The following is a 19,601-nucleotide window of genomic DNA, read 5'->3' on the forward strand; positions in this document are numbered from 1 at the left end:
GCCGGCAGTGCGCCAGCGTCGGACACCCTCTCGACGCCCTGCCGGCCTCAGGCCGCCAGGCGGCCTTCGATGCTGGCCTTGGTGGCCGGCAGGTCTGCAGGCAGGCCCTGCTTGAGCTGGGCGAAGAGCTCCTGGTGCAATGCCAGTTCGTCGCGCCAGGCGGCGGCGTCGACCGACATGACCTGTTCGAACTTGTCCGGGCTGAACTCCAGGCCGGTCCAGTCGATGTCCTGATAGCTCGGCGAAATGCCGAACACCTGGTCCACGCCCTTGGACTGGCCGTCGATGCGGCCCAGCATCCAGCGCAGCACGCGCATGTTGTCGCCGAACCCCGGCCAGACGAACTTGCCGTCCGGACCCTTGCGGAACCAGTTGACGCAGTAGATGCGCGGCAAGGTGGCGCCGGCGGCTTCCAGCTGCTTGCCCAGCTTCAGCCAGTGGCTGAAGTAGTCGCTCATGTTGTAGCCGCAGAACGGCAGCATGGCGAAGGGATCGCGGCGCACCACGCCCTGCTGGCCGGCAGCGGCGGCGGTGGTTTCCGAGCCCATGGTGGCGGCCATGTAGACGCCTTCGACCCAGTTGCGGGCTTCGGTGACCAACGGCACGGTGGTGGAGCGGCGGCCGCCGAAGATGAAGGCGTCGATGACCACGCCTTCGGGGTTTTCCCATTCGGGGTCGATGGACGGGCATTGCGCGGCCGGCGCGGTGAAGCGCGCGTTCGGGTGCGCGGCCTTGCGGCCGGTTTCGCGCGCGATGGCGGGCGTCCAGTCCTGGCCCTGCCAGTCGATCAGGTGCGCCGGCGGTTCGTCCGTCATGCCTTCCCACCAGACGTCGCCGTCATCGGTGAGCGCCACGTTGGTAAAGATGACGTTGGCCTTGAGCGTGGCCATGGCGTTGAAGTTGGTCTGCTCGCTGGTGCCCGGGGCCACGCCGAAGTAGCCGGCTTCCGGGTTGATGGCGTGCAGGCGGCCGTCCTTGCCGGGCTTGATCCAGGCGATGTCGTCGCCGATGGTGGTGACCTTCCAGCCGTCCATGCCTTGCGGCGGGATCAGCATGGCGAAGTTGGTCTTGCCGCAGGCCGACGGGAACGCGGCTGCCACGTGATACTTGCGGCCCTTGGGCGAGGTCACGCCCAGGATCAGCATGTGTTCGGCCAGCCAGCCCTGGTCGCGGCCCATGGTGGAGGCGATGCGCAGCGCGAAGCACTTCTTGCCCAGCAGCGCGTTGCCGCCGTAGCCCGAGCCGAAGCTCCAGATTTCGCGGGTCTTGGGGAAATGGACGATGTACTTGGTCGGGTTGCACGGCCAGGCCACGTCGGCCTCGCCTGCGGCCAGCGGTTTGCCCACCGAATGCACACAGGGCACGAAGTCGCCGTCGGCGCCCAGCACGTCATAAACCTGCTTGCCCATGCGCGTCATGATGCGCATGTTCACGGCCACGTAGGGGCTGTCGGACAATTCCACGCCGATGTGGGCGATGTCCGAACCCAGCGGACCCATCGAGAACGGCACGACATACAGCGTGCGGCCGCGCATGGCGCCGTCGAACAGGCCGTTGAGCGTCTCGCGCATGGCGGCGGGCTCGGCCCAGTTGTTGGTCGGGCCGGCGTCCTCGGCGCGATCGGAGCAAATGAAGGTGCGGTCCTCCACGCGGGCGACGTCGGAAGGATCCGAGCACGCCAGGAAGGAATTAGGCCGCTTGGCGGGGTTCAGCCTGCGCATCGTGCCCGCCTGGACCATCTGTTCGCACAGCCGGTCATATTCTTCCTGGGAACCGTCGCACCAGACGACCTGGTCCGGCTTGGCCAGCGCCACAAAGCTGGCGACCCAGTCGATCAGGCCGCGGTGCTTCACATAGGCAGGCACGTTCAAGGCTGCCAATCCCCCATCCAAAGGCTTATTCATCGGGGTTTATCTCCATACTAGTAAGGCTAATGGTGATACGGCCCCAATTGGCATGGGGCCGTATCAATTTGCGCCATCATACTTGCAGCGGCTGGTTGCCCGTCAACCCATCCTCTTGGACGACATTGTCACCGGTTGAGACGGGTCAGGCGTAGCGGCCGTCGCGCAGCTCGCGGCGGATGATCTTGCCGGTGGCGGTCGTCGGCAAACTGGTTACAAAGCGGATCGCGCGCGGATACTCGTGGGCCGCCAGGCGCTTGCGCACGTGGGCCTGCAGCTCCTGCACCAGCGCGTCGCTGCCTTCGTAGCCGGCGTTCAGCACCACATAGGCCATCACGATCTCGGTGCGCTGGGCGTCCGGCACACCCACCACCGCGGCCATGCGCACGGCCGGATGGCCGATCAGGCAGTCCTCGATGGGTCCCGGGCCGATGCGGTAGCCGGCGCTGGTGATGACGTCGTCGTTGCGGCCGACGAAGCGGATGAAACCCTGCGCATCGCGCACGCCCTGGTCGCCGGTCAGCAGGTAGTCGCCCGCGAATTTTTCGGCGGTGGCCTCGGGGTTGTTCCAATAGCCCAGGAACATGACGGGGTCCGGCCGCAATACGCCGATATTCCCCTCCTGTCCATCCGCCACTTCGACACCACGGTCATCCACAATAGCAACCCGGTGGCCCGGCGCCGCGCGGCCGATGGCGCCAATGCAGGGGGCGAACAGGGACGAGCAGGACGACACCAGCATGTTGCATTCGGTCTGGCCGTAGAACTCGTTGATGGTCACGCCCAGCACGCGCCGGCCCCAGTCTATGAGTTCGGCCCCCAGCGACTCGCCGCCGCTGGCCACCGAGCGCAGCGCCAGCGCGCCGGCGCCGGCCGGCAGCTCGGCGCCGCGCATCATCTTGAGTGCGGTGGGCGGCAGGAAGGTGTGAGTCACGCCATGGCGCGCCATCAGCTCGAAGGCGCTGGCGCCGTCGAACTTCTCGAAGCGGCGCGCCAGCACCGGCACGCCGTGGTGCCAGGACGGCAACAGCACGTCCAGCAGGCCGCCGATCCAGGCCCAGTCGGCCGGCGTCCACATCAGCGCGGCATTCTCCGGGAAGAATTCGTGCGACATCTCCACGCCCGGCAGATGGCCCAGCAGCACCCGGTGCGCGTGCAGCGCGCCCTTGGGCTTGCCGGTGGTGCCCGACGTATAGATGATGACGGCCGGGTCGTCGGCCGCCGTCGCCACCGGCGTGTAGTCGTCGGATTCGGTGGCCAGCGCAGCGTGGAAAGGCACGGCGTCGTCCGGGCAGTCCGGGTCGATGCAATAGACCACCTTCAGGTCGGGCAGCCCGGCGCGGATCTCGCGCAGCTTGCGGCAGCCTTCCGCGTCGGTCACCAATGCGGCCGCGCCGCTGTTGGCCAGGCGGTACTGGATCGCGTCCACGCCGAACAGCGTGAACAACGGCACCGCCACCGCGCCCATCTTGTAGACCGCGATATGGGTCACCGCCGTTTCGGGCGCCTGCGGCAGGTAGACGGCGACGCGGTCGCCGCGCTTGACGCCGTGGCGCTCCAGGCTGTGCGCCAGCCGGTTGGACTGGGCCCTGATCTGATCGAAGGTGTAGCGCGATTGCGCGCCGTCGCTCTGCTCGTAGATCAGCGCCAGCCGGCCGCTGCCGTCGGCCCACTTGTCGCAGGCGTCGACGCCGATGTTGTAGGCCGCCGGCACCTGCCATTGGAACTGGGACGCGAGCTGCGCGTAGGAATCGGCTCTGGACAGCATGGTTTGTCTCTGATGTTGTTGTCGAACGCGCCGGCGCCCGGCGCCAGCGATGTAACGTCTTGCCTCAAACTTGACCCTGGCTCAATAATAAGCCCCCGCCCCTCCCCAGCCCACTCCCCGCCGCATGGAAAAAGCCGCCACCGTCCCGATGCGCCGCCCGCCGGCCAGCGCCAAATCCGAACAGCGCATCCGCGACATCCTGCGCGTCGCCCGCCAGGTCTTTTCCGAAGCCGGCTTCCAGGCGGCCACCACCACCGAAATCGCGCAGCGCCTGGGCGTGTCCGAAGCCACCGTGTTCACTTACTTCGGCGGCAAGCGCGAACTGTGCGTGCGGGTGATCAGCGACTGGTACGACGAGATCATCGCCAAGGTCGAGGACAGCCTGCCCCACGTGCACGGCGCGCGGGCCCGGCTGCATTACCTGGTGCATGCGCACCTGCGCCACCTGTTGGCCGAAGGCACCGGGCTGTGCGCCTTCATCCTGTCCGAAGGGCGCGCGCGCAACGACGATTTCGGCGAGGTCTACGCGGAACTGCAACGCCGCTACACCGCGCCGCTGATGGGCATCCTGGCCCAGGGCCAGGCCGACGGCGATATCCGCCGCGACATGCCGCTGCGGCTCTTGCGCTCGGCCGTCTACGGGCCGATGGAGCACGTGCTGTGGGACGCCATCCTGCGCGGCGCGCGGGTGAACGTGGCCGCCACCGCCGACCAGCTGGTCGGCTTTCTGTGGCAGGCGCTGCAACCGCCCGCGCAGGACGCGCTGGCGCTCGCGCAATTCCGCGGCGAAGTACGGGACGCCCTGCATCGGCTTCAATCGTCGGAAAACAAGGACGGCGGCTCGTACTGAGGAAAGCCGTTGTAGGCCTCGCCCCGCTCGGCGGGCGCCAGGGTCCATGAATGGCGGGCGTTGGGCACGCCGCCATCCACCCGGATGACGCTGCCGTTGATGAAGGCGGCGGCCGGCGACAGCAGGAACACCACCGCCGCCGCCAGCTCGGCCTCGGTGCCGAAGCGCTGCAGCGGCACCTTGGTGCGCAATTCGCGCAGCACGGCGCGGTAGCCCTCGTCGTAGCTGTCCATGCCGCTGGAAGCGATCCAGCCCGGCGCCACCGCGTTGACGCGCACGCCCGCATGGCCCCATTCGCAGGCCGCGGTTTCGGTCAGGTTCCAGACGCCGGCGCGGGCCGCGCCCGAATGCCCCATGCCCGGCATGCCGCCCCAGATGTCGGCCAGCATGTTGACGATGGCGCCGCCATGCTGGCGCATGTGCTGGGTATAGACCTCGCGCGACATCAGGAAGGTGCCGTGCAGATTGTTCTGCACCACCGCGTTCCAGCCGTTGTAGCTGATGCGGTCCAGCGGCGCGGGGAACTGGCCGCCCGCGCAATTGAACAAGCCGTCGATGGCGCCATGCCGCGCCAGCGCATCGGAAACCGCGCCGCGCACGCCGGCCTCGTGGCGAATGTCGCAGGCGTGCACGCTGATGCGGCTGGCGGCCTCCGGATAGATGCGGGAGATTTCGTCCTGCGCCGCCTGCAGCTTGTCCAGCTTGCGCCCCACCAGCGCCAGGCCTGCGCCCAGCGACGCCAGCTCGTGCGCGGTGCAGCGGCCCAGGCCGCTGCCGCCGCCGGTCACGACGATGGTCTTGCCTTGATACAGGCCCGGCCGGAATACCGACGCGTAGCGCTGGCCGGCGGCCGCGCCGCCTGCGTTCTGGCTCATGTCTCGCTCCATTATTTTTTTGAGGATAACTCAATATTTGTTCCGATTCGATGGCCGGAACAGAAATTTCAACCTAGAATCGATCGTTAGTCCCGTTGCTTTGTTGAGCTTGAATCAAGAAAACTGGAGACCAGGAATGACCACGCCCGCCCCGCTGGACGTCGCCCACGACGGCCCCATCGCCCGCCTGACGCTGAACCGCCCCGACATGCGCAACGCGTTCGACGACACGCTGATCGCCGCCCTGACCGGCGCCGTGCAGGCTGCGGTGGACGATCCCGCCGTGCGCGTGCTGCTGCTGACCGGCGCCGGCAAGGCCTTCTGCGCCGGCGGCGACCTGAACTGGATGCGCAAAATGGCCACGCTGACCGACGCCGAGAACCGCGCCGACGCGGCCAAGCTGGCCCGCATGCTGCACGCGATCTGGTCCTGCCCCAAGCCCGTGGTGGCCTGCGTCAACGGCGACGCCTATGCCGGCGGCATGGGCCTGGTGTCGGCCTGCGACGTCGCCATCGCCGCGGACAGCGCGCATTTCTGCCTGTCGGAAACCCGGCTGGGGCTGCTGCCCGCCACCATCAGCCCCTACGTGCTGCGCGCCATGGGCGAGCGCGCGGCCAACCGGTACTTCCTGACCGCCGAGCGCTTCGACGCCGCGACCGCGTTCCGGCTGGGATTGGTGCACGATATCGCGCCCTTGGCCGAGCTGGCGCAGCGCGCCGAGGCGCTGTGCCACGCCCTGTGCGACAACGGCCCCGGCGCGGTGCAGGCCAGCAAGCGGCTGGTGCGCGATTTCGCCGGCCAGGAGATCGACGCCGCCCTCATCGCCGACACGGTGGAGCGCATCGCGGCCGTGCGCAGCACGGACGAAGCCCGCGAAGGCGTCAGCGCCTTCCTGGAAAAGCGCGAGCCCGCCTGGCGCGCAAAGCGCTAGGCGCCCAGCCGCTCGGCCAGGAAATCCACGAAGGCCCGCAGCTTGGGCAGCGGGTGCCTGCTGTCCGGCCACAGCACGGAAAAGCGGCCACCGGCATCGAGACAGTCGTCCAGCACGGTGGCAAGACGGCCTTCGTCCAAGGCCGCCCGCAGCGCAAAATCGGGCAGATAGGCCAGGCCCAGCCCAGCTTGGGCCGCGCCGATCAACGCCTCCACGCTGTTGAAGCTCAGCGCCGCCGGCGCGGGTGCGACAGGGCCGTCGCGGAACTGCCATGGCTGCACCTGACCCGTGCCCGGATAGCGATAGGCCAGCCTGGCATGTCCGTCCAAGTCGCCCGGCGCTCGCGGCGTGCCGCGGGCGGCCAGATAGGCGGGCGCGCCCGCCACCACGAAGCGGTAAGGCCGCAGCGGCCGCGCCCTTAAGCGCGAATCCGCAAAGTCGCCGCTGCGTATTACCGCGTCCAGCCCCTCGCCGATGACATCGACGATGCGGTCGTTGAAATCCAGTTCCAGCTCGATCTCGGGATAGCGGCGGGTGAACTCGGGCAGCAATGGCAGCAGCAGGCGGTAGCCGATGGCCGGCACGCTGACCCGCAGCCGGCCGCGCGGCGCCTCGCGGCCCCGCGTCACCTCGGCTTCCGCTTCATCCAGTTCGTTCACGATGCGCAGGCAGCGCTCCAGGTAGAGCGCGCCCTCTTCGGTCAGGCTGATGCGCCGCGTGCTGCGGTTGAGCAGGCGCACGCCCAGCCTGTCCTCCAGCCGCGCCACGCTCTTGCCCACGGCCGACGCCGACAGGCCCAGATGCTCCGCGGCCGCGACATAGCTGCCGCGCTGTGCGGCGTGGACGAAGGCGTGTATTCCGTTCAGGCTGTCCATTTCCGCCCCATTAAGGATTATTTATCCGCTCAGACAGGATATCGGCGGTGTTTTTGTTTCATTGACGCAATTTTATCCTTCATCGACGCCTATCCCGGCTATTCCAACCTGATTCGTCGATGCCTTCTTCTTCCTCAGTTCCTGTCTCCCCGGGCTGGACCGTGCTTGCCGTCTGCACGGCCGCCCTCATCCTGCCCTTGAGCTTTTCCGGCGGCGCGGTCGCCACGCCCGCCATCGGCCGCGACCTGGGCGGCGGCGCCCAGGCGCTCGGCTGGATCACCAACGCCTTCATGCTGAGCTTCGGCAGCCTGCTGATGGCGGCGGGCACGCTGGCCGATGCCTATGGCCGCAAGCGCCTGTTCGTGTCCGGCGTGGCCTTGTTCGCGCTGGTATCGGTTGCGCTGGCGCTCGCTCCCACGGTGGCCTGGCTGGACGGCCTGCGCGCGCTGCAAGGCGCGGGCGCCGCCGCGGCCCTGGCCGGCGGCTCGGCGTCCCTGGCCCACGCCTGCCCGGGCCCGGCGCGCACCCGTGCATTCGGCCTGCTCGGCGCCAGTTTCGGCGCGGGCCTGGCGCTGGGGCCGATGCTGGCCGGCCTGCTGATCGACAGCCTGGGGTGGCGCTCGGTCTTTCTGTCGAGCGCCGCGGTCGGCGCGCTGGCGCTTGCCGTCGCCCTGCCCCGGATGCAGGAATCGCGGGACCCGCAAGCGGGCCCGCTGGACTGGGCCGGCAGCCTGACCTTCACCTGCGCGTTGGCGCTCTTGACCTGGGGCATCCTGGAAACGCCCGCCGCGCGCGACGCGTCGGCGCTCGCCTGGAAGCTGCTGGCGGCGGCGGCGCTGTGCCTGCTGGCCTTCGTGGCAATCGAGCGGCGCGTGCGCCGGCCGATGCTGGACCTGGCGCTGTTGCGCTATCCGCGCTTTGTCGGCGTGCAGATGCTGCCCGTGGCCACCTGCTATTGCTATGTGGTGCTGCTGGTGCTGCTGCCGATCCGCTTCATCGGCATCGAGGGGCGCGGCGAAGCCGGCGCGGGACTGGCGATGGCGGCCCTGTCCGCGCCGCTGCTCTTCATGCCGGCGGTCGCCGTCTGGACCACGCGCTGGATGAGCGCGGGCCGTAGCTGCGCGCTGGGCCTGCTTGCCGCCGCCCTGGGCCTGTATTGGCTCAGCCGCATCGGCGTCGCACAGCCGGCCCAGGCCGCGCTCTGGCCGATGCTGCTGATCGGCGCGGGCACCGGCCTGCCCTGGGGCCTGATGGACGGCCTCTCGATGAGCGTCGCGCCGCCCGAGCGCGCGGGCATGGCCGCCGGCATCTTCAGCACCACCCGCGTGGCCGGAGAAGGCATCGCGCTGGCCAGCGTCAACGCCTTGCTGACCTTGTTGGTCGCCCACCGGCTCGGCGCGGATCCAGGCGCCGCCGCGCAATACCTCGCGGCCGGCGACATGGCGCAGGCCCTGGCCCACCTGCCCGGCGCGGGTCCGGCGCTGCTGCGCCAGGCTTATGACGAGGCCTTCCGCCAACTGCTGCACGCGCTGATCGCGATCACCCTGGCCTGCGCCGCCGTGGTGGCGCTGTTCCTGGATGCGCCGCGCAGCCAGACGCTGCAGGCACGCGTGCCATAATTCCAGGCGCAATTTCAGGAAGTCTCATGCCACACGCTTTTCCCCCCCTGAACGCCGAGCGCCTCTGGGCCCGCGTCGAAACCCTTTCCCGCTACACCCTGCCCGAGGTCCCCTGGACCCGCCGCGCGTTCTCGCCGCTGTTCGATGAGGCCCGCGCCTGGCTGCGCAGCGAATTCGAGGCCGCGGGCCTCACCACCCGCCTGGACGCCGGCGGCAACCTGATAGGCACGCTGGCCGGGCGCGATCCCGCGCGTAAGCCCATCGCCACCGGCTCGCACTGCGACACGGTCATGGCCGGGGGCCGTTTCGACGGCATCATCGGCGTGCTGGCCGGCATCGAAGTGGCCCACACCTTGCGCGAACAGGGCGTGCAACTGGAACACCCCTTCGAGGTCATCGATTTCCTGTCCGAGGAGCCCAGCGACTACGGCATTTCCTGTGTCGGCAGCCGCGCCCTCTGCGGTCAGTTGACGCCCGACATGCTGGCGGCCCGCAACCCCGAGGGCGAAACGCTGGCGGCCGGCATCGCGCGCATCGGCGGTGACCCCTCGGCGCTGGGCGCGCCGCTGCGCGCTGCCGAAGGCACCGCGGCGTTCGTGGAACTGCATATCGAACAGGGTCCGGTGCTGGAAAGCCGCGGCCTGCCCATCGGCGTGGTCACCAACATCGTCGGCATCCGCCGCGTGCTGATCACGGTGGAAGGCCAGCCCGACCATGCAGGCACCACGCCCATGGACATCCGCCGCGACGCCCTGGTGGGCGCGGCCCGCATCATCGATGCCGCCCACCGCCAGGCCAGCGCCGCCAGCGGCAATCCGCATTACGTGGTCGCCACCGTGGGCCGCCTGTCCATGACGCCCAACGCCGCCAACGCGGTGCCGGGCCGCGTCGAACTGACGCTGGAAATGCGCAGCGACAGCGACGCCGTGCTGGACGCCTTCCCCGAGACCCTGATGGCCGGCGTGGCCACGGACCTGACCGCGCTGCGCCTGTCCGCAAGCTTCACGCAGCTGAGCCGCGCGCGGCCCACCGACTGCACGCCGCTGGTGATGGACGCGGTGCAGGCCGCCGCCGACCAGCTGGGCTACGCCTCCATGCGCCTGCCCAGCGGCGCGGGCCACGACGCGGTCTACATGGCGCCCACCGGCCCCATCGGCATGATCTTCATCCCTTGCCTGAACGGCCGCAGCCACTGTCCGGAAGAATGGATCGAACCCGCGCAGCTGCTGGACGGCACCCGCGTGCTGTACCAGTCGGTGCTGGAACTGGACCGCAAGCTGCGCGCCGGCTGAGGCCGGGGCGTCCCTGCCAGGTCCGCGGGTATCTCCCGCCCACGGGCGGGGCGCTGCCATAATGGGCGCCTCGCGCCGCGACCGGCGCCCCTCTCCCGCCTTGCCCGCCCCATGGAACAGATAGAACTCAACGACAGCACCGCCGACCGCTACCTGCTGGACGCGCCCGGGCTGTCCCTGCTGGTCTTCCACAGCCGCACCTGCGGCACCTGCCGCATCGCCCGCGAACAACTGCCGCAGCTGGAGCTGCCCGTGGAACGCGTGTGCTGGGTCGATGCCGGCGACAACCGCGGCCTGGTCGAACGCTACGAAGTCTTCCACCTGCCCGCCATGTTCGTGACCCGCGACGGCGCCTTCTTCGGCCCGGTGCAATCGACGCTGGCGGAATGGGACCTGCGCCAGCAGATCGGGCTGGCCCTGGACAGCTACCCCGCCGAACTGCCGTGAGCGCCGCCAAGCCCCTGCGCCAGCCGCTGGACGGACTGGCGACCGGCGCCATGCTGCTCTTGTGCGTCTGCTGGGGCTTCCAGCAGATCGCCATCAAGCTGGTGGCCGCGGACGTGTCGCCCATCATGCAGATCGGACTGCGCTCGACGTTCGCGGCGCTGGTCCTGGCCGTGGCAGTGTGGCGGCGCGAAGGCCTGCGCGCCGTCATGGACGGCACGGCGCTGCCCGGCCTGATCGTGGGCCTGCTGTTCGCCGGGGAATTCCTGTTCGTGGCGCAGGGCCTGGTCTACACCACCGCCTCGCACATGTCTGTGTTCCTCTACACCGCGCCCATCTTCGCCGCGCTGGGGCTGCACTGGCTGCTGCCAGAAGAACGCCTGAAGCCGCTGCAATGGGTCGGCGTGGCCATCGCCTTCTGCGGCATCGCCGTGGCCTTCCTGGGCAAGGGTCAGCCCGCGGGCTCCGACGCCGCTCCCAACATGCTGCTGGGCGATGCGATGGGACTGCTGGCCGGCCTGTTCTGGGGCGCCACCACCGTGGCGATCCGCAAGACCTCGCTGTCCGAAGCCGCGCCCGCCAAGACGCTGTTCTACCAGATGGCGGTCGCGGCCATTACCCTGCTGGCATACGCCGCGGCCACCGGCAACGCCGGTTTTCGTTATACGCAGGCGGCGGTGCTCAGCGTCGCCTTCCAGTCCGTGGTGGTGGCCCTGTCCAGCTATCTGGCCTGGTTCTGGCTGCTGCGCCGCTACCTGGCTTCGCGCCTGTCCGTCCTGTCGTTCATGACGCCGCTGTTCGGCGTGAGCTTCGGCGTGCTCATCCTGGACGAACCGCTGGACGCCGGCTTTGTGCTGGGCGCCCTGCTGGTGCTGGCCGGCATCACCCTGGTGAGCGGCGCCGAACTGCTGCGCGAGAAGCTGCGGCGCGCACGCTGAACCGCCCGCGCCTATGGCCTGGATCGCGGCGCGGGCGCCGCGCCCAGGTTCAGCACGATCAGCGCGGCGCCGCCCAGCACCAGGGCGAACCCCCACCAATCCAAAGCCGCGGGCCGGTCGCCCACCAGCGCCATCGCGCCCAGCACTCCCACCACCGGCACCATCAATGTGGTCAGCGCGGCCACCGTGGCGCTGACGCGCTCGCTCAGCACGAACCAGAGCCAGTACGCGACGGCGGTGCCCAGGATGATGTGGAACGACAATGCCGCCACCACGCGGCCGTTCCAGCCCTGCGTGGGAAACGATTCGCCCGCGATCAGCATGCCGCCCAGCGCGCAGGCCGCACCCACCGCCAACTGCCAGGCCGTGACGACGATGCGGTCGCCGGCCACCGGCCAGCCCTTCAGGTAGACCGTGCCGGCAGCCCAGCCGAAAGCCGCCACCAGCGGAAACACCAGGCCCTTGGCCGCGGCCGCGTCGTGTTCGCCGAAGACCGCGCGCAGCACCGGCCAGGCCAGGATGGACACTCCCGCCGCGCCCAGCAGCAGCGCCAGCGCCCGGCGCCGGTCCAGGCGTTCGCCCAGTACCGCCCAGGCCAGCAGGGCCGACATCATGGGCATGGTGAAGGTCAGCACCGCCGCGCGCGAGGTGCTGGTGCTGAGCTGCGCCCAAGCCACCAGCAGGTTGAAGGCCGCGACGGCAAGCAAGCCGCCCACGATGATGCCGCGCCACGACTCGCGCGGCGGCAGCAAGCTGACCCGCTTGGCGCGCGCCAGCAGCAACAGCAATACCGCGCCGCTGCCCAGGCCGAGCAGGCGCAGCGTGAACGGCGGGAAGATCGACAGGATGATCTTCACCGCCGGCCAGTTCAGGCCCCAGAACAGGGCCAGCGCAATCGGGATCAGGCGCACGCGGCGCGCGCCTCGGCCGTCAGCTCGGACAGGCCCTGGCGCTGGCGCCCTTGCGCGTCGAAGTTGTCCGGGCTCAGCCAGCGTTCATAAGCGGCGCGCAGCGCGGGCCAATCGCCGTCGACCATCGCGAACCAGGCCGTGTCGCGGCTGCGGCCCTTGTACACCGTGGCCTGGCGGAAGATGCCCTCGAACTGGAATCCGAGGCGGGCGGCGGCCGCGCGCGACGGCGCGTTCAGGCTGTCGCACTTCCATTCGTAGCGGCGATAGCCCAGCTCATCGAAGGCGCGGCGCATCAGCAGGAACTGGGCCTCGGTGGCGATGCGGGTGCGCTTGAGCTGGCGCGAGAACGACACGAAGCCGACTTCGATCGCGCCGTTGGCCGGGTCGATGCGCATCAGCGCCAGCGTGCCGATGGCGCGGCCCGTTTCCAGGTCGATGATGGCGTGGTGCAAGGGGTCGTTGCCGGCCTGCGCCTTCTCGGCGAATTGGCGGTAGGCCGCCAGGTCTGCGAACGGCCCCACCGACATATAGGTCCAGTCGCTGTCATCCGGCGCCTGGCTGAACGCGTGATACAGATCCTCGGCGTGGCGCTCGGCCGACAGCGGCTCCAGCCGGCAATAGCGGCCGACGACGGGCGTCAGGGGCGGACGCGGGCGCGTGGTCCAGCCCGTCATGTCCGGGCCGATGGGTTGCTGGTAGGCGTTGACGCGGGGTTGCATGCTACGGGGCCTCTTCAGGTTGGCGCGCCGCCCGAAGGGACGGACGCAGTACGCATGCCCTCACGATATCGGAATCGTGGCATCATAAAAAGCACCACGATCCCGAATTTTAATAGGGCCAAGATGAACACCCCCGCCCTGCTGTCCAGCCCGCTCACGCGCGGCCCCGGCGCGCTGCCACGCCAGCGCCAGCTGATCCAGCGCCTCAAGCAGGCCATCCTGGCCGGCCAACTGCCGGCGGGCGGCAAGCTGCCTTCGTCGCGCGCCCTGTCCGAGGAACTGGCCATCTCGCGCAACACGGTGCTGATCGCCTACGAGCAACTGACGGCCGAAGGCTACGTGATCGCCGACCGCCAGGGCACGCGGGTCGCGCCCCTGTCGGCCGCCGCGGCCATCGCCGCCAAGCGCGCGACACCGCCCACGGACCAGCCCTCGCTGACGGCCAAGCGGCTGACGCGCATCGTCTCCACGCGCTACGCCCATGACGGGTCGCTGCCCATGACGCCCGGCACCCCGGCGCTGACGCAATTCCCCATCAGCGCCTGGCGCCGCGCGCAGGACCACGCGCTGCAAGCGGCGCCCGCCACCGCCCTGGGCTACGGCCATCCGGTAGGCGAACCCGCCCTGCGCGAAGCCATCGCCCAATACCTGCGCGTGTCGCGCGGCGTGCGCTGCGACGCCTCGCGCATCGTCATCACCGAAGGCGCCCAGGGCGCGCTGGCGCTGTGCGTGCAGCTGCTGACCAACCCCGGCGACACCGCCTGGCTGGAAGACCCCGGCTACCGCGGCGCCAAGTCCGCCTTCCATGGCGGCGACCTGGACGTGGTGGCCATGCGCGTCGACGCGGACGGCATCGTGATCCCCGAAAGCGCCTGGCAGGAACGTCCGCCCCGCCTCATCCAGACCACGCCGTCGCACCAGTACCCCACGGGCGCGGTGCTGTCCTTGCCGCGCCGCCTGGGCCTGATCGAACGCGCCCGCCAGGCCGGCGCCTGGATCATCGAAGACGATTACGACAGCGAATTCCGCCATCAAGGCGAACCCATCGCCGCGATGCAAGGCCTGGTCGAAGACGCGCCGGTGCTCTACGTGGGCACCTTCAGCAAGACCATGTTCCCGGCGCTGCGCCTGGGCTTCCTGGTGCTGCCCGAAGCCATCGCCGCGCAGGCAATGCCGTCCATCATCGAGATGCTGCGCGGCGGCCACCGGCTGGAACAGCTGACCATGGCGGCCTTCATGGAAAACGGCCAGTTCTCGCGCCACCTGGGCCGCATGCGGCGCCTGTACCGCGAACGCCAGGGAGCGCTGCGCGAGGCGCTGGCGGCGCATCTGGGAATCGAACACGAGGTCCTGGGCGGACATTCCGGGCTGCATCTGACGGTGCGCCTGCCTGCCGCGTATTCCGACCGGGAGATCGTGGAGCAGGCACGCAAGATCGGCATGAATCCGGGCGCGTTGTCGTCGTTTGCGGTGGCGCCGCGGGCGGAAGATAACGGCCTGGTGATCGGATACGGCAACACCGGGGCCGAGCGGTTCGCGGGCCTGGTGCGCAGGCTCCGCGACGTGACGCTGGGCCTCAAGGGCTCCCGTAGCGGACCATGATCAGCCAGTCGGCGTGCACCGACGGCCTGGGCGTCCCCTCGGCCTGGATCGCGACCTTCCAGGCGCAGCGAGCCACGCCTGTGCCGTTCTCCACGACCTCGGCCAAGGAAAAACTGGCGGCCACGCGCGTGCCGGAAACCACGGGCGCGGTGAAGCGGACCTTGTCGAATCCGTAGTTCAGCAACATCGCCGCGCCCGGAAAGGCGATGCAGCTGTTCTGCCAGTGCGTCAGCAACGACAGCGCCAGAAAGCCATGCGCGATGGTGTCGCCGTAAGGGGATTCCGCCTGCGCGCGCAACCGGTCCACATGGATCCACTGCGTATCGAGCGTGACCTGCGCGAACCGGTCGATCATGCCCTGATCGATCAGCAGCGCATCGGAAACAATGGGAGGCTGCCCCACGGCGTCCAGCAAAGACTGGACCGAGCCGAACGGCTGCGGAGAGGCAACAGGATTGTGTGTCATGGCGGCTTCAGATGCGTTCGAAAATTGCGGCGATGCCCTGCCCGCCGCCTATGCACATGGTGACCAGCGCATACCGTCCGCCAATGCGCTCGAGTTCGTGCAAGGCCTTGACCGCGATAATCGCGCCCGTGGCGCCCACCGGATGCCCCAACGCGATGCCCGACCCGTTGGGATTGACCTTGGCCGGATCCAGATCCAGTTCGCGCGCCACCGCGCAGGCCTGCGCCGCGAAGGCCTCGTTGGACTCGATCACATCCATATCGGCGGCGGACAAGCCCGCTTTGGCCAGGGCGCAGCGCACGGCGGGAACCGGGCCCATGCCCATGTAGCGCGGGTCCACGCCGGCATGGGCATAGGCAAGCAGGCGGGCCATGGGACGCGCGCCACGGGCCAGCGCCTCAGAACGTTCCATCAGCACCAGCGCGGCCGCGCCGTCATTGATGCCGGACGAGTTGCCCGCCGTGACCGTGCCATCGTCGGAAGAAAATACGGGTCTGAGGGCGGCAAGCTCCGACGGCGCGATATCGGCGCGGACGTGCTCGTCTCGCGCGAACACGACGGGCTTGCGGCCGGGTGTCGTGATGGCCACGAGCTGCGCGTCGAAGCGGCCTTCGGCCGTGGCGCGCGCGGCGCGGCGGTGGCTCTCCAGCGCCAGCGCATCCTGCGCGTCCCGCGTAATGCCGTAGCGCCTGGCGACGTTTTCCGCCGTGACGCCCATGTGGATGCGGTGGAACGGATCATGCAAGGCGCCCAGCAGCATATCGGTCATCGGCGCATCGCCCATGCGCGCGCCAAAACGCAGCGCCGATGTGGCGTACGGCGCGCGCGACATGCTCTCGGCGCCGCCCGCCACCGCGACCTTGCAGTCACCAAGCAGGATGGATTGCGCCGCGGAAACGACCGCCTGCAATCCCGAACCGCACAAGCGGTTGACGTTGAATGCCGGCGTGCCGTCGGCGCAACCGGCCTCGATCGCCGCCACCCGGGACAGGTACAGGTCACGCGCTTCGGTGGTGATGACCTGGCCGAAGCAGACGTGCTCGACCTGCGCAGGCGCAAGGCCTGCGCGCGCCACGGCGGCCTTCAGCACCTCGGCGGCCAGCGCCGTGGGCGGGACGTCCTTCAAGCTCTTGCCGAAACTGCCGATGGCCGTGCGCACGCCCGACAGGACTACAACTTCTCGGTTTCGCATGCCTGGGCCTTGGCGATCTCGTGGCGCAACTGGTCGAAACCAGTGGCGGGAACGGTTTCTTGCGCGCGGTCGGAAACCTCGTCCAGGCGGTCGATCAGTGCCTGGGCGGACAAGTCCGCGCCGTTCAGGTGGATACCGCGGGTCATGGTGATGTGGGCCTGCTCGAAACTGCCCGCGCCCGCCATCAGGATGGTCCGGGTCGGCGCGTTTTCCGTCACCAGGGCAACCAGGGCGGGACTGACCGAGCCCGGCGTCAACAAGGCCAGCGCCTGCTCGTCGAGCAGGCCTTCGGTCATGGCCGTGGCAGCCGTCGGCGCCAGGCAGTTCACGCGCACGCCGTAGCGTTCCCCTTCAAGGGCCAGGGTCTGCATCAGGCCGACCAGCGCCATCTTCGCCACGCCGTAATTGGCCTGGCCGAAGTTGCCGTAAAGCCCGGAGGACGACGTGGTCATGACGATGCGGCCGTAGTTCTGTTCGCGCATGGCGTTCCACACCGCCTGGGTGCAATGCACCGCGCCCATCAGATGGACTTCCATCACGAGCCGGAAGTCCTCCAGGCTCATCTTGGCAAAGGTCTTGTCGCGCAGGATGCCCGCGTTGTTGACCAGGATGTCGACGCGCCCCCATTTTGCGATGGCCGCCTGCACCATCGCCTCGACCTGCTGCGGCTGGGTCACGTCGGCGCCATGCGCCATGGCATCCCCGCCTGCCGCGCGGATCGCGTCCACCACGGCCTGGGCCGGCGCGTCCGGCTGGTCCGCGCCCATGTCGTTGACCAGCACCAGGGCGCCGTGCTGCGCAAGCTCCAGCGCATGCGAGCGGCCCAATCCACGCCCGGCTCCGGTCACGATGGCGACGCGGCCTTGCAAAAGTTGAGTCATAGAGTCTCCGGATGAATGGTTGTTCAGGGGATCAGGGGAAGCGCGGTGTCGGCCTGGGTCCTCAGGACGCCGGCGCGCTCGAGCTCGGCAATCGCGGCGTCGTCCAGGCCCACTCGCCTGAGCACCTCGCGCGTACCCTCGCCCAGCGCGGGAGCACCTGCCTTGGTCGGACCGCCGTCCTGCTCGAAGGCAAAGCCTAGCCCATGCGTGCGCAGTTCGCGTCCACCCTGGTGAAAACGATGATCAGGCAGGCTCACGCAGCCGGTGACGTCCGCCTCGTCGAGGAACTCCTCGAGCTTTCTCACCTTGGCCGCGGGCACGCCGGCCTGGCTGAGCAGGTCCTCGAGCTGCGCGGCGCTGCGGGTCGAAAATGCGGCTCTCAACTGTTGCACCACGTACTCGCGGTCGTTCGGCACCACGAATCCGTTGGGCAGGTTGAAGGCTTCCAGATCCAGCGCCTTGGCGTCGCCGCACAGTGCTTCCACCCCAATGGCGGCGGTCAGCTTGCGGAATTGTTCCGGCGTGTTCGCGGCCACCGCCAGCCAGCCGTCGGCGCAGCGGTAGGTGTCGGCGGCGGGACTGCCGGTGTAGCCCCGATTGCCGACCCTGCGCGTCGGCGTGCCGTCGCTCAGGTAGGCGCAGGTATTGGTGTACATCAGCGCCAGCGAGGCCTGGACCATGGACGCGTCGATGTACTGGCCGGCGCCTTCGCGCAACCTGCGGTGCAGCGCCGACACGATGGACAACGCGCCCAGCATGCCCACCGCCACGTCGATCACCGGGAAACCCACTTTCAGCGGCGGCGCGTCGTCACCCTCGCCCGACATCATCATCATGCCGGTCATCGCCTGGACCACATGGTCGTAAGCGCCGCGCTGCGACCAGGCCCCTTGCTGGCCGAAGCCCGAGATGGAGCAGTACACGATGTCGGGCTTGACCGCCTTGATCGAGGCGTAATCCAGCCCGTAACGCGCCACCACGCCAGGCCTGAAGTTTTCGATGAACACATCGGCCGAGGCGGCCAGCGAGCGCAGCAAGTCCGCCCCCTGCCGGGTCCGGATGTCCAGCGCCAGCGATTGCTTGCCGGCGTTGATGGCCGCGAAGCCGGTGGGCGTGTCGGTGTCGACGCCGTTCTTCATCGAACGCAGGACTTCGCCCGCCAGCGGCGGTTCGACCTTGATGACTTCGGCGCCCAGCTGCGCCAGATAGAAGGAAGCGAGAGGACCGGCGATCACGTGCGACAGGTCGAGCACGCGTACGCCTTCGAGAGGCTTGGCCATAAGTTTCCTGCGGATCAGCCGGCGGTGATGCCAGTCAGTTTGATGATTTCGGCCCATTTGCGGGCTTCGGCGCGCACGAACGACGCGGCGGCTTGCGGGCTGTCGCTATGCATCACGCTGACGCCGGCCGCCTCGAAATTGCTCTTCACGCCCGGATCCTTGAGCGAAGCCGTGGTCGCGCCATAGAGCTTGTCGACCACCTCGGCGCTCGATTTGCGCGGCAGCCAGAAGGCGAACCAGAATTCCTGGACCGCCAGATCGCTGCCCAGGATCTCCCGCAGCGTGGGCACGCCGGCAAGCTCCGCCATGGGTTCGCGGCTGGTCACGGCCAGCGCGCGCAGCCGGCCGCCCTGCACCTGCGGAACGGCGGTCCCGGCGATAGCGAAGGCGAAATCCGTGTCGCCGCGCAGCAGAGAGGTCGGGATCTCCACCGACCCCTTGAAGGGAACGTGCGTGGCTTCGGCGCCCAGCAGCGTGACGAAGGTCGCGCCGCCCAGATGCGCGGCCGAGCCGATGCCGCCCGAGGCGTAGTTCATCTTGCCCGGTTGCGCCTTCAGGGCGGCGATCAGATCTTGCGCCGTGCGGTAGGGCGACTTGGCAGACACGACCAGCACGCTGGGCGAGGCGCCGATTACCGTCACCGGCAGAAAGTCCTGCTCGGGATCGAACATCAGGCTGGGCTGCAGGGCTTTCTGGATCAGGTGCGAGTTGGATCCCAGCAGCACGGTGTAGCCGTCGGGCGCGGCCTGGGCCACGTATTGGGCGGCCAGCACGCCGCCCGCGCCCACCTTGTTCTCCACCACGATCGGCTGACCCATGCTGGCGCTGAGCACCGGGCCGAATTGGCGCACCATGATGTCGGGCCCGCCGCCTGCGGCATAGGGAACGACGACGCGCACGGCCCGCGACGGATAGCTCTCTGCGGCGTTCGCCATGGCACGGAACATCATGCCGGCGCCGAGGGCGCCCAGGCAAAAAGTACGGCGTTGCATGTTGTCTCCTTGTTATGCGGGCAGGATAGGCGATCGCAGTTAATCGAAAAATTGATATATTT

Annotated in this window: 18 protein-coding genes; 7 read left to right on the forward strand and 11 right to left on the reverse strand. The window is 69.0% G+C overall.

What is annotated here, in order from left to right; translation table 11 throughout:
* Positions 1-47: 47 nt before the first annotated feature.
* Together IAG39_RS19845 and IAG39_RS19850 are read right to left on the reverse strand one after the other, a co-directional pair.
* A complete protein-coding gene (locus tag IAG39_RS19845; RefSeq protein ID WP_059379349.1) occupies positions 48-1,904 on the reverse strand; it encodes a phosphoenolpyruvate carboxykinase (GTP) in 1,857 nt (618 codons plus the stop codon).
* A gap of 145 nt (positions 1,905-2,049) precedes the next feature.
* A complete protein-coding gene (locus IAG39_RS19850; RefSeq protein ID WP_118934954.1) occupies positions 2,050-3,672 on the reverse strand; it encodes an acyl-CoA synthetase in 1,623 nt (540 codons plus the stop codon).
* A gap of 124 nt (positions 3,673-3,796) precedes the next feature.
* Here IAG39_RS19850 and IAG39_RS19855 point away from each other — a divergent pair, with 124 nt between their 5' ends.
* Positions 3,797-4,522: a TetR/AcrR family transcriptional regulator gene (locus IAG39_RS19855; protein ID WP_059379347.1), complete on the forward strand. Its 726-nt coding sequence runs from the start codon at positions 3,797-3,799 to the stop codon at positions 4,520-4,522.
* On the opposite strand, the gene IAG39_RS19860 is transcribed toward IAG39_RS19855, so the two are convergent.
* A complete protein-coding gene (locus IAG39_RS19860) occupies positions 4,486-5,397 on the reverse strand; it encodes an SDR family oxidoreductase (RefSeq protein WP_118934956.1) in 912 nt (303 codons plus the stop codon). The two genes, IAG39_RS19855 and IAG39_RS19860, sit on opposite strands and share 37 nt — an antisense overlap.
* Before the next feature lie 136 nt (positions 5,398-5,533).
* Here IAG39_RS19860 and IAG39_RS19865 point away from each other — a divergent pair, with 136 nt between their 5' ends.
* Positions 5,534-6,328: an enoyl-CoA hydratase/isomerase family protein gene (locus IAG39_RS19865; RefSeq protein WP_118934958.1), complete on the forward strand. Its 795-nt coding sequence runs from the start codon at positions 5,534-5,536 to the stop codon at positions 6,326-6,328.
* On the opposite strand, the gene IAG39_RS19870 is transcribed toward IAG39_RS19865, so the two are convergent.
* On the reverse strand, positions 6,325-7,203 hold the full coding sequence (locus IAG39_RS19870) for a LysR family transcriptional regulator (RefSeq protein WP_118934960.1): 879 nt from the start codon (positions 7,201-7,203) through the stop codon (positions 6,325-6,327). The two genes, IAG39_RS19865 and IAG39_RS19870, sit on opposite strands and share 4 nt — an antisense overlap.
* A 119-nt stretch (positions 7,204-7,322) precedes the next feature.
* Between IAG39_RS19870 and IAG39_RS19875 the strand changes: the two genes are divergently transcribed.
* The 4 genes from IAG39_RS19875 to IAG39_RS19890 all read left to right on the forward strand — a co-directional run bounded on the left by IAG39_RS19875 (position 7,323) and on the right by IAG39_RS19890 (position 11,496).
* On the forward strand, positions 7,323-8,822 hold the full coding sequence (locus IAG39_RS19875; RefSeq protein WP_187774055.1) for an MFS transporter: 1,500 nt from the start codon (positions 7,323-7,325) through the stop codon (positions 8,820-8,822).
* 26 nt (positions 8,823-8,848) lie between these two features.
* Positions 8,849-10,114, forward strand: a complete 1,266-nt coding sequence (locus tag IAG39_RS19880; RefSeq protein WP_187774056.1) for a Zn-dependent hydrolase — start codon at positions 8,849-8,851, stop codon at positions 10,112-10,114.
* Between the two features lie 111 nt (positions 10,115-10,225).
* On the forward strand, positions 10,226-10,561 hold the full coding sequence (locus tag IAG39_RS19885; RefSeq protein WP_042793046.1) for a thioredoxin family protein: 336 nt from the start codon (positions 10,226-10,228) through the stop codon (positions 10,559-10,561).
* Positions 10,558-11,496: a DMT family transporter gene (locus tag IAG39_RS19890; protein ID WP_118933765.1), complete on the forward strand. Its 939-nt coding sequence runs from the start codon at positions 10,558-10,560 to the stop codon at positions 11,494-11,496. The genes IAG39_RS19885 and IAG39_RS19890 overlap by 4 nt, the downstream gene beginning before the upstream one ends.
* A gap of 11 nt (positions 11,497-11,507) precedes the next feature.
* Here IAG39_RS19890 and IAG39_RS19895 read toward each other — a convergent pair whose 3' ends face one another.
* Both IAG39_RS19895 and IAG39_RS19900 read right to left on the reverse strand, forming a co-directional pair.
* On the reverse strand, positions 11,508-12,407 hold the full coding sequence (locus IAG39_RS19895; RefSeq protein WP_059380251.1) for a DMT family transporter: 900 nt from the start codon (positions 12,405-12,407) through the stop codon (positions 11,508-11,510).
* Positions 12,398-13,126 carry a GNAT family N-acetyltransferase gene (locus tag IAG39_RS19900; RefSeq protein WP_118933764.1) on the reverse strand — a complete coding sequence of 243 codons (729 nt, stop codon included), beginning with the start codon at positions 13,124-13,126 and terminating at the stop codon, positions 12,398-12,400. The genes IAG39_RS19895 and IAG39_RS19900 overlap by 10 nt, the downstream gene beginning before the upstream one ends.
* Before the next feature lie 123 nt (positions 13,127-13,249).
* Between IAG39_RS19900 and IAG39_RS19905 the strand changes: the two genes are divergently transcribed.
* Entirely contained in the window at positions 13,250-14,728 is a 1,479-nt protein-coding gene (locus IAG39_RS19905; RefSeq protein ID WP_118933763.1) for a PLP-dependent aminotransferase family protein, read from the forward strand.
* Here the strand turns inward: IAG39_RS19905 and IAG39_RS19910 are convergent.
* From IAG39_RS19910 to IAG39_RS19930, 5 genes are read right to left on the reverse strand one after another with little or no spacing between them, the layout of a single operon-like run.
* A complete protein-coding gene (locus IAG39_RS19910; protein ID WP_118933762.1) occupies positions 14,703-15,194 on the reverse strand; it encodes a MaoC family dehydratase in 492 nt (163 codons plus the stop codon). The two genes, IAG39_RS19905 and IAG39_RS19910, sit on opposite strands and share 26 nt — an antisense overlap.
* A gap of 7 nt (positions 15,195-15,201) precedes the next feature.
* Entirely contained in the window at positions 15,202-16,386 is a 1,185-nt protein-coding gene (locus IAG39_RS19915) for an acetyl-CoA C-acyltransferase family protein (protein WP_118933761.1), read from the reverse strand.
* A complete protein-coding gene (locus IAG39_RS19920) occupies positions 16,365-17,267 on the reverse strand; it encodes an SDR family NAD(P)-dependent oxidoreductase (protein WP_118933760.1) in 903 nt (300 codons plus the stop codon). Before IAG39_RS19920 ends, IAG39_RS19915 begins: the two co-directional genes overlap by 22 nt.
* A gap of 23 nt (positions 17,268-17,290) precedes the next feature.
* Positions 17,291-18,547: a CaiB/BaiF CoA transferase family protein gene (locus IAG39_RS19925; protein WP_118933759.1), complete on the reverse strand. Its 1,257-nt coding sequence runs from the start codon at positions 18,545-18,547 to the stop codon at positions 17,291-17,293.
* 14 nt (positions 18,548-18,561) lie between these two features.
* Positions 18,562-19,539: a Bug family tripartite tricarboxylate transporter substrate binding protein gene (locus IAG39_RS19930; RefSeq protein ID WP_118933758.1), complete on the reverse strand. Its 978-nt coding sequence runs from the start codon at positions 19,537-19,539 to the stop codon at positions 18,562-18,564.
* Between the last annotated feature and the right edge of the window lie 62 nt (positions 19,540-19,601).

Origin of the sequence: Achromobacter xylosoxidans (genome assembly GCF_014490035.1) — a bacterium.
Classification (GTDB): domain Bacteria; phylum Pseudomonadota; class Gammaproteobacteria; order Burkholderiales; family Burkholderiaceae_B; genus Achromobacter; species Achromobacter bronchisepticus_A.

What these genes read in the sequence shown, in the direction of transcription:
- IAG39_RS19915 (WP_118933761.1), bottom strand. Translation starts at nt 16,386, where the DNA reads ATGCGAAACCGAGAAGTTGTAGTCCTGTCGGGCGTGCGCACGGCCATC.
- IAG39_RS19905 (WP_118933763.1), top strand. Translation starts at nt 13,250, where the DNA reads ATGAACACCCCCGCCCTGCTGTCCAGCCCGCTCACGCGCGGCCCCGGC.
- IAG39_RS19870 (WP_118934960.1), bottom strand. Translation starts at nt 7,203, where the DNA reads ATGGACAGCCTGAACGGAATACACGCCTTCGTCCACGCCGCACAGCGC.
- IAG39_RS19930 (WP_118933758.1), bottom strand. Translation starts at nt 19,539, where the DNA reads ATGCAACGCCGTACTTTTTGCCTGGGCGCCCTCGGCGCCGGCATGATG.
- IAG39_RS19865 (WP_118934958.1), top strand. Translation starts at nt 5,534, where the DNA reads ATGACCACGCCCGCCCCGCTGGACGTCGCCCACGACGGCCCCATCGCC.
- IAG39_RS19900 (WP_118933764.1), bottom strand. Translation starts at nt 13,126, where the DNA reads ATGCAACCCCGCGTCAACGCCTACCAGCAACCCATCGGCCCGGACATG.
- IAG39_RS19855 (WP_059379347.1), top strand. Translation starts at nt 3,797, where the DNA reads ATGGAAAAAGCCGCCACCGTCCCGATGCGCCGCCCGCCGGCCAGCGCC.
- IAG39_RS19860 (WP_118934956.1), bottom strand. Translation starts at nt 5,397, where the DNA reads ATGAGCCAGAACGCAGGCGGCGCGGCCGCCGGCCAGCGCTACGCGTCG.
- IAG39_RS19910 (WP_118933762.1), bottom strand. Translation starts at nt 15,194, where the DNA reads ATGACACACAATCCTGTTGCCTCTCCGCAGCCGTTCGGCTCGGTCCAG.
- IAG39_RS19850 (WP_118934954.1), bottom strand. Translation starts at nt 3,672, where the DNA reads ATGCTGTCCAGAGCCGATTCCTACGCGCAGCTCGCGTCCCAGTTCCAA.
- IAG39_RS19875 (WP_187774055.1), top strand. Translation starts at nt 7,323, where the DNA reads ATGCCTTCTTCTTCCTCAGTTCCTGTCTCCCCGGGCTGGACCGTGCTT.
- IAG39_RS19920 (WP_118933760.1), bottom strand. Translation starts at nt 17,267, where the DNA reads ATGACTCAACTTTTGCAAGGCCGCGTCGCCATCGTGACCGGAGCCGGG.
- IAG39_RS19880 (WP_187774056.1), top strand. Translation starts at nt 8,849, where the DNA reads ATGCCACACGCTTTTCCCCCCCTGAACGCCGAGCGCCTCTGGGCCCGC.
- IAG39_RS19845 (WP_059379349.1), bottom strand. Translation starts at nt 1,904, where the DNA reads ATGAATAAGCCTTTGGATGGGGGATTGGCAGCCTTGAACGTGCCTGCC.
- IAG39_RS19885 (WP_042793046.1), top strand. Translation starts at nt 10,226, where the DNA reads ATGGAACAGATAGAACTCAACGACAGCACCGCCGACCGCTACCTGCTG.
- IAG39_RS19925 (WP_118933759.1), bottom strand. Translation starts at nt 18,547, where the DNA reads ATGGCCAAGCCTCTCGAAGGCGTACGCGTGCTCGACCTGTCGCACGTG.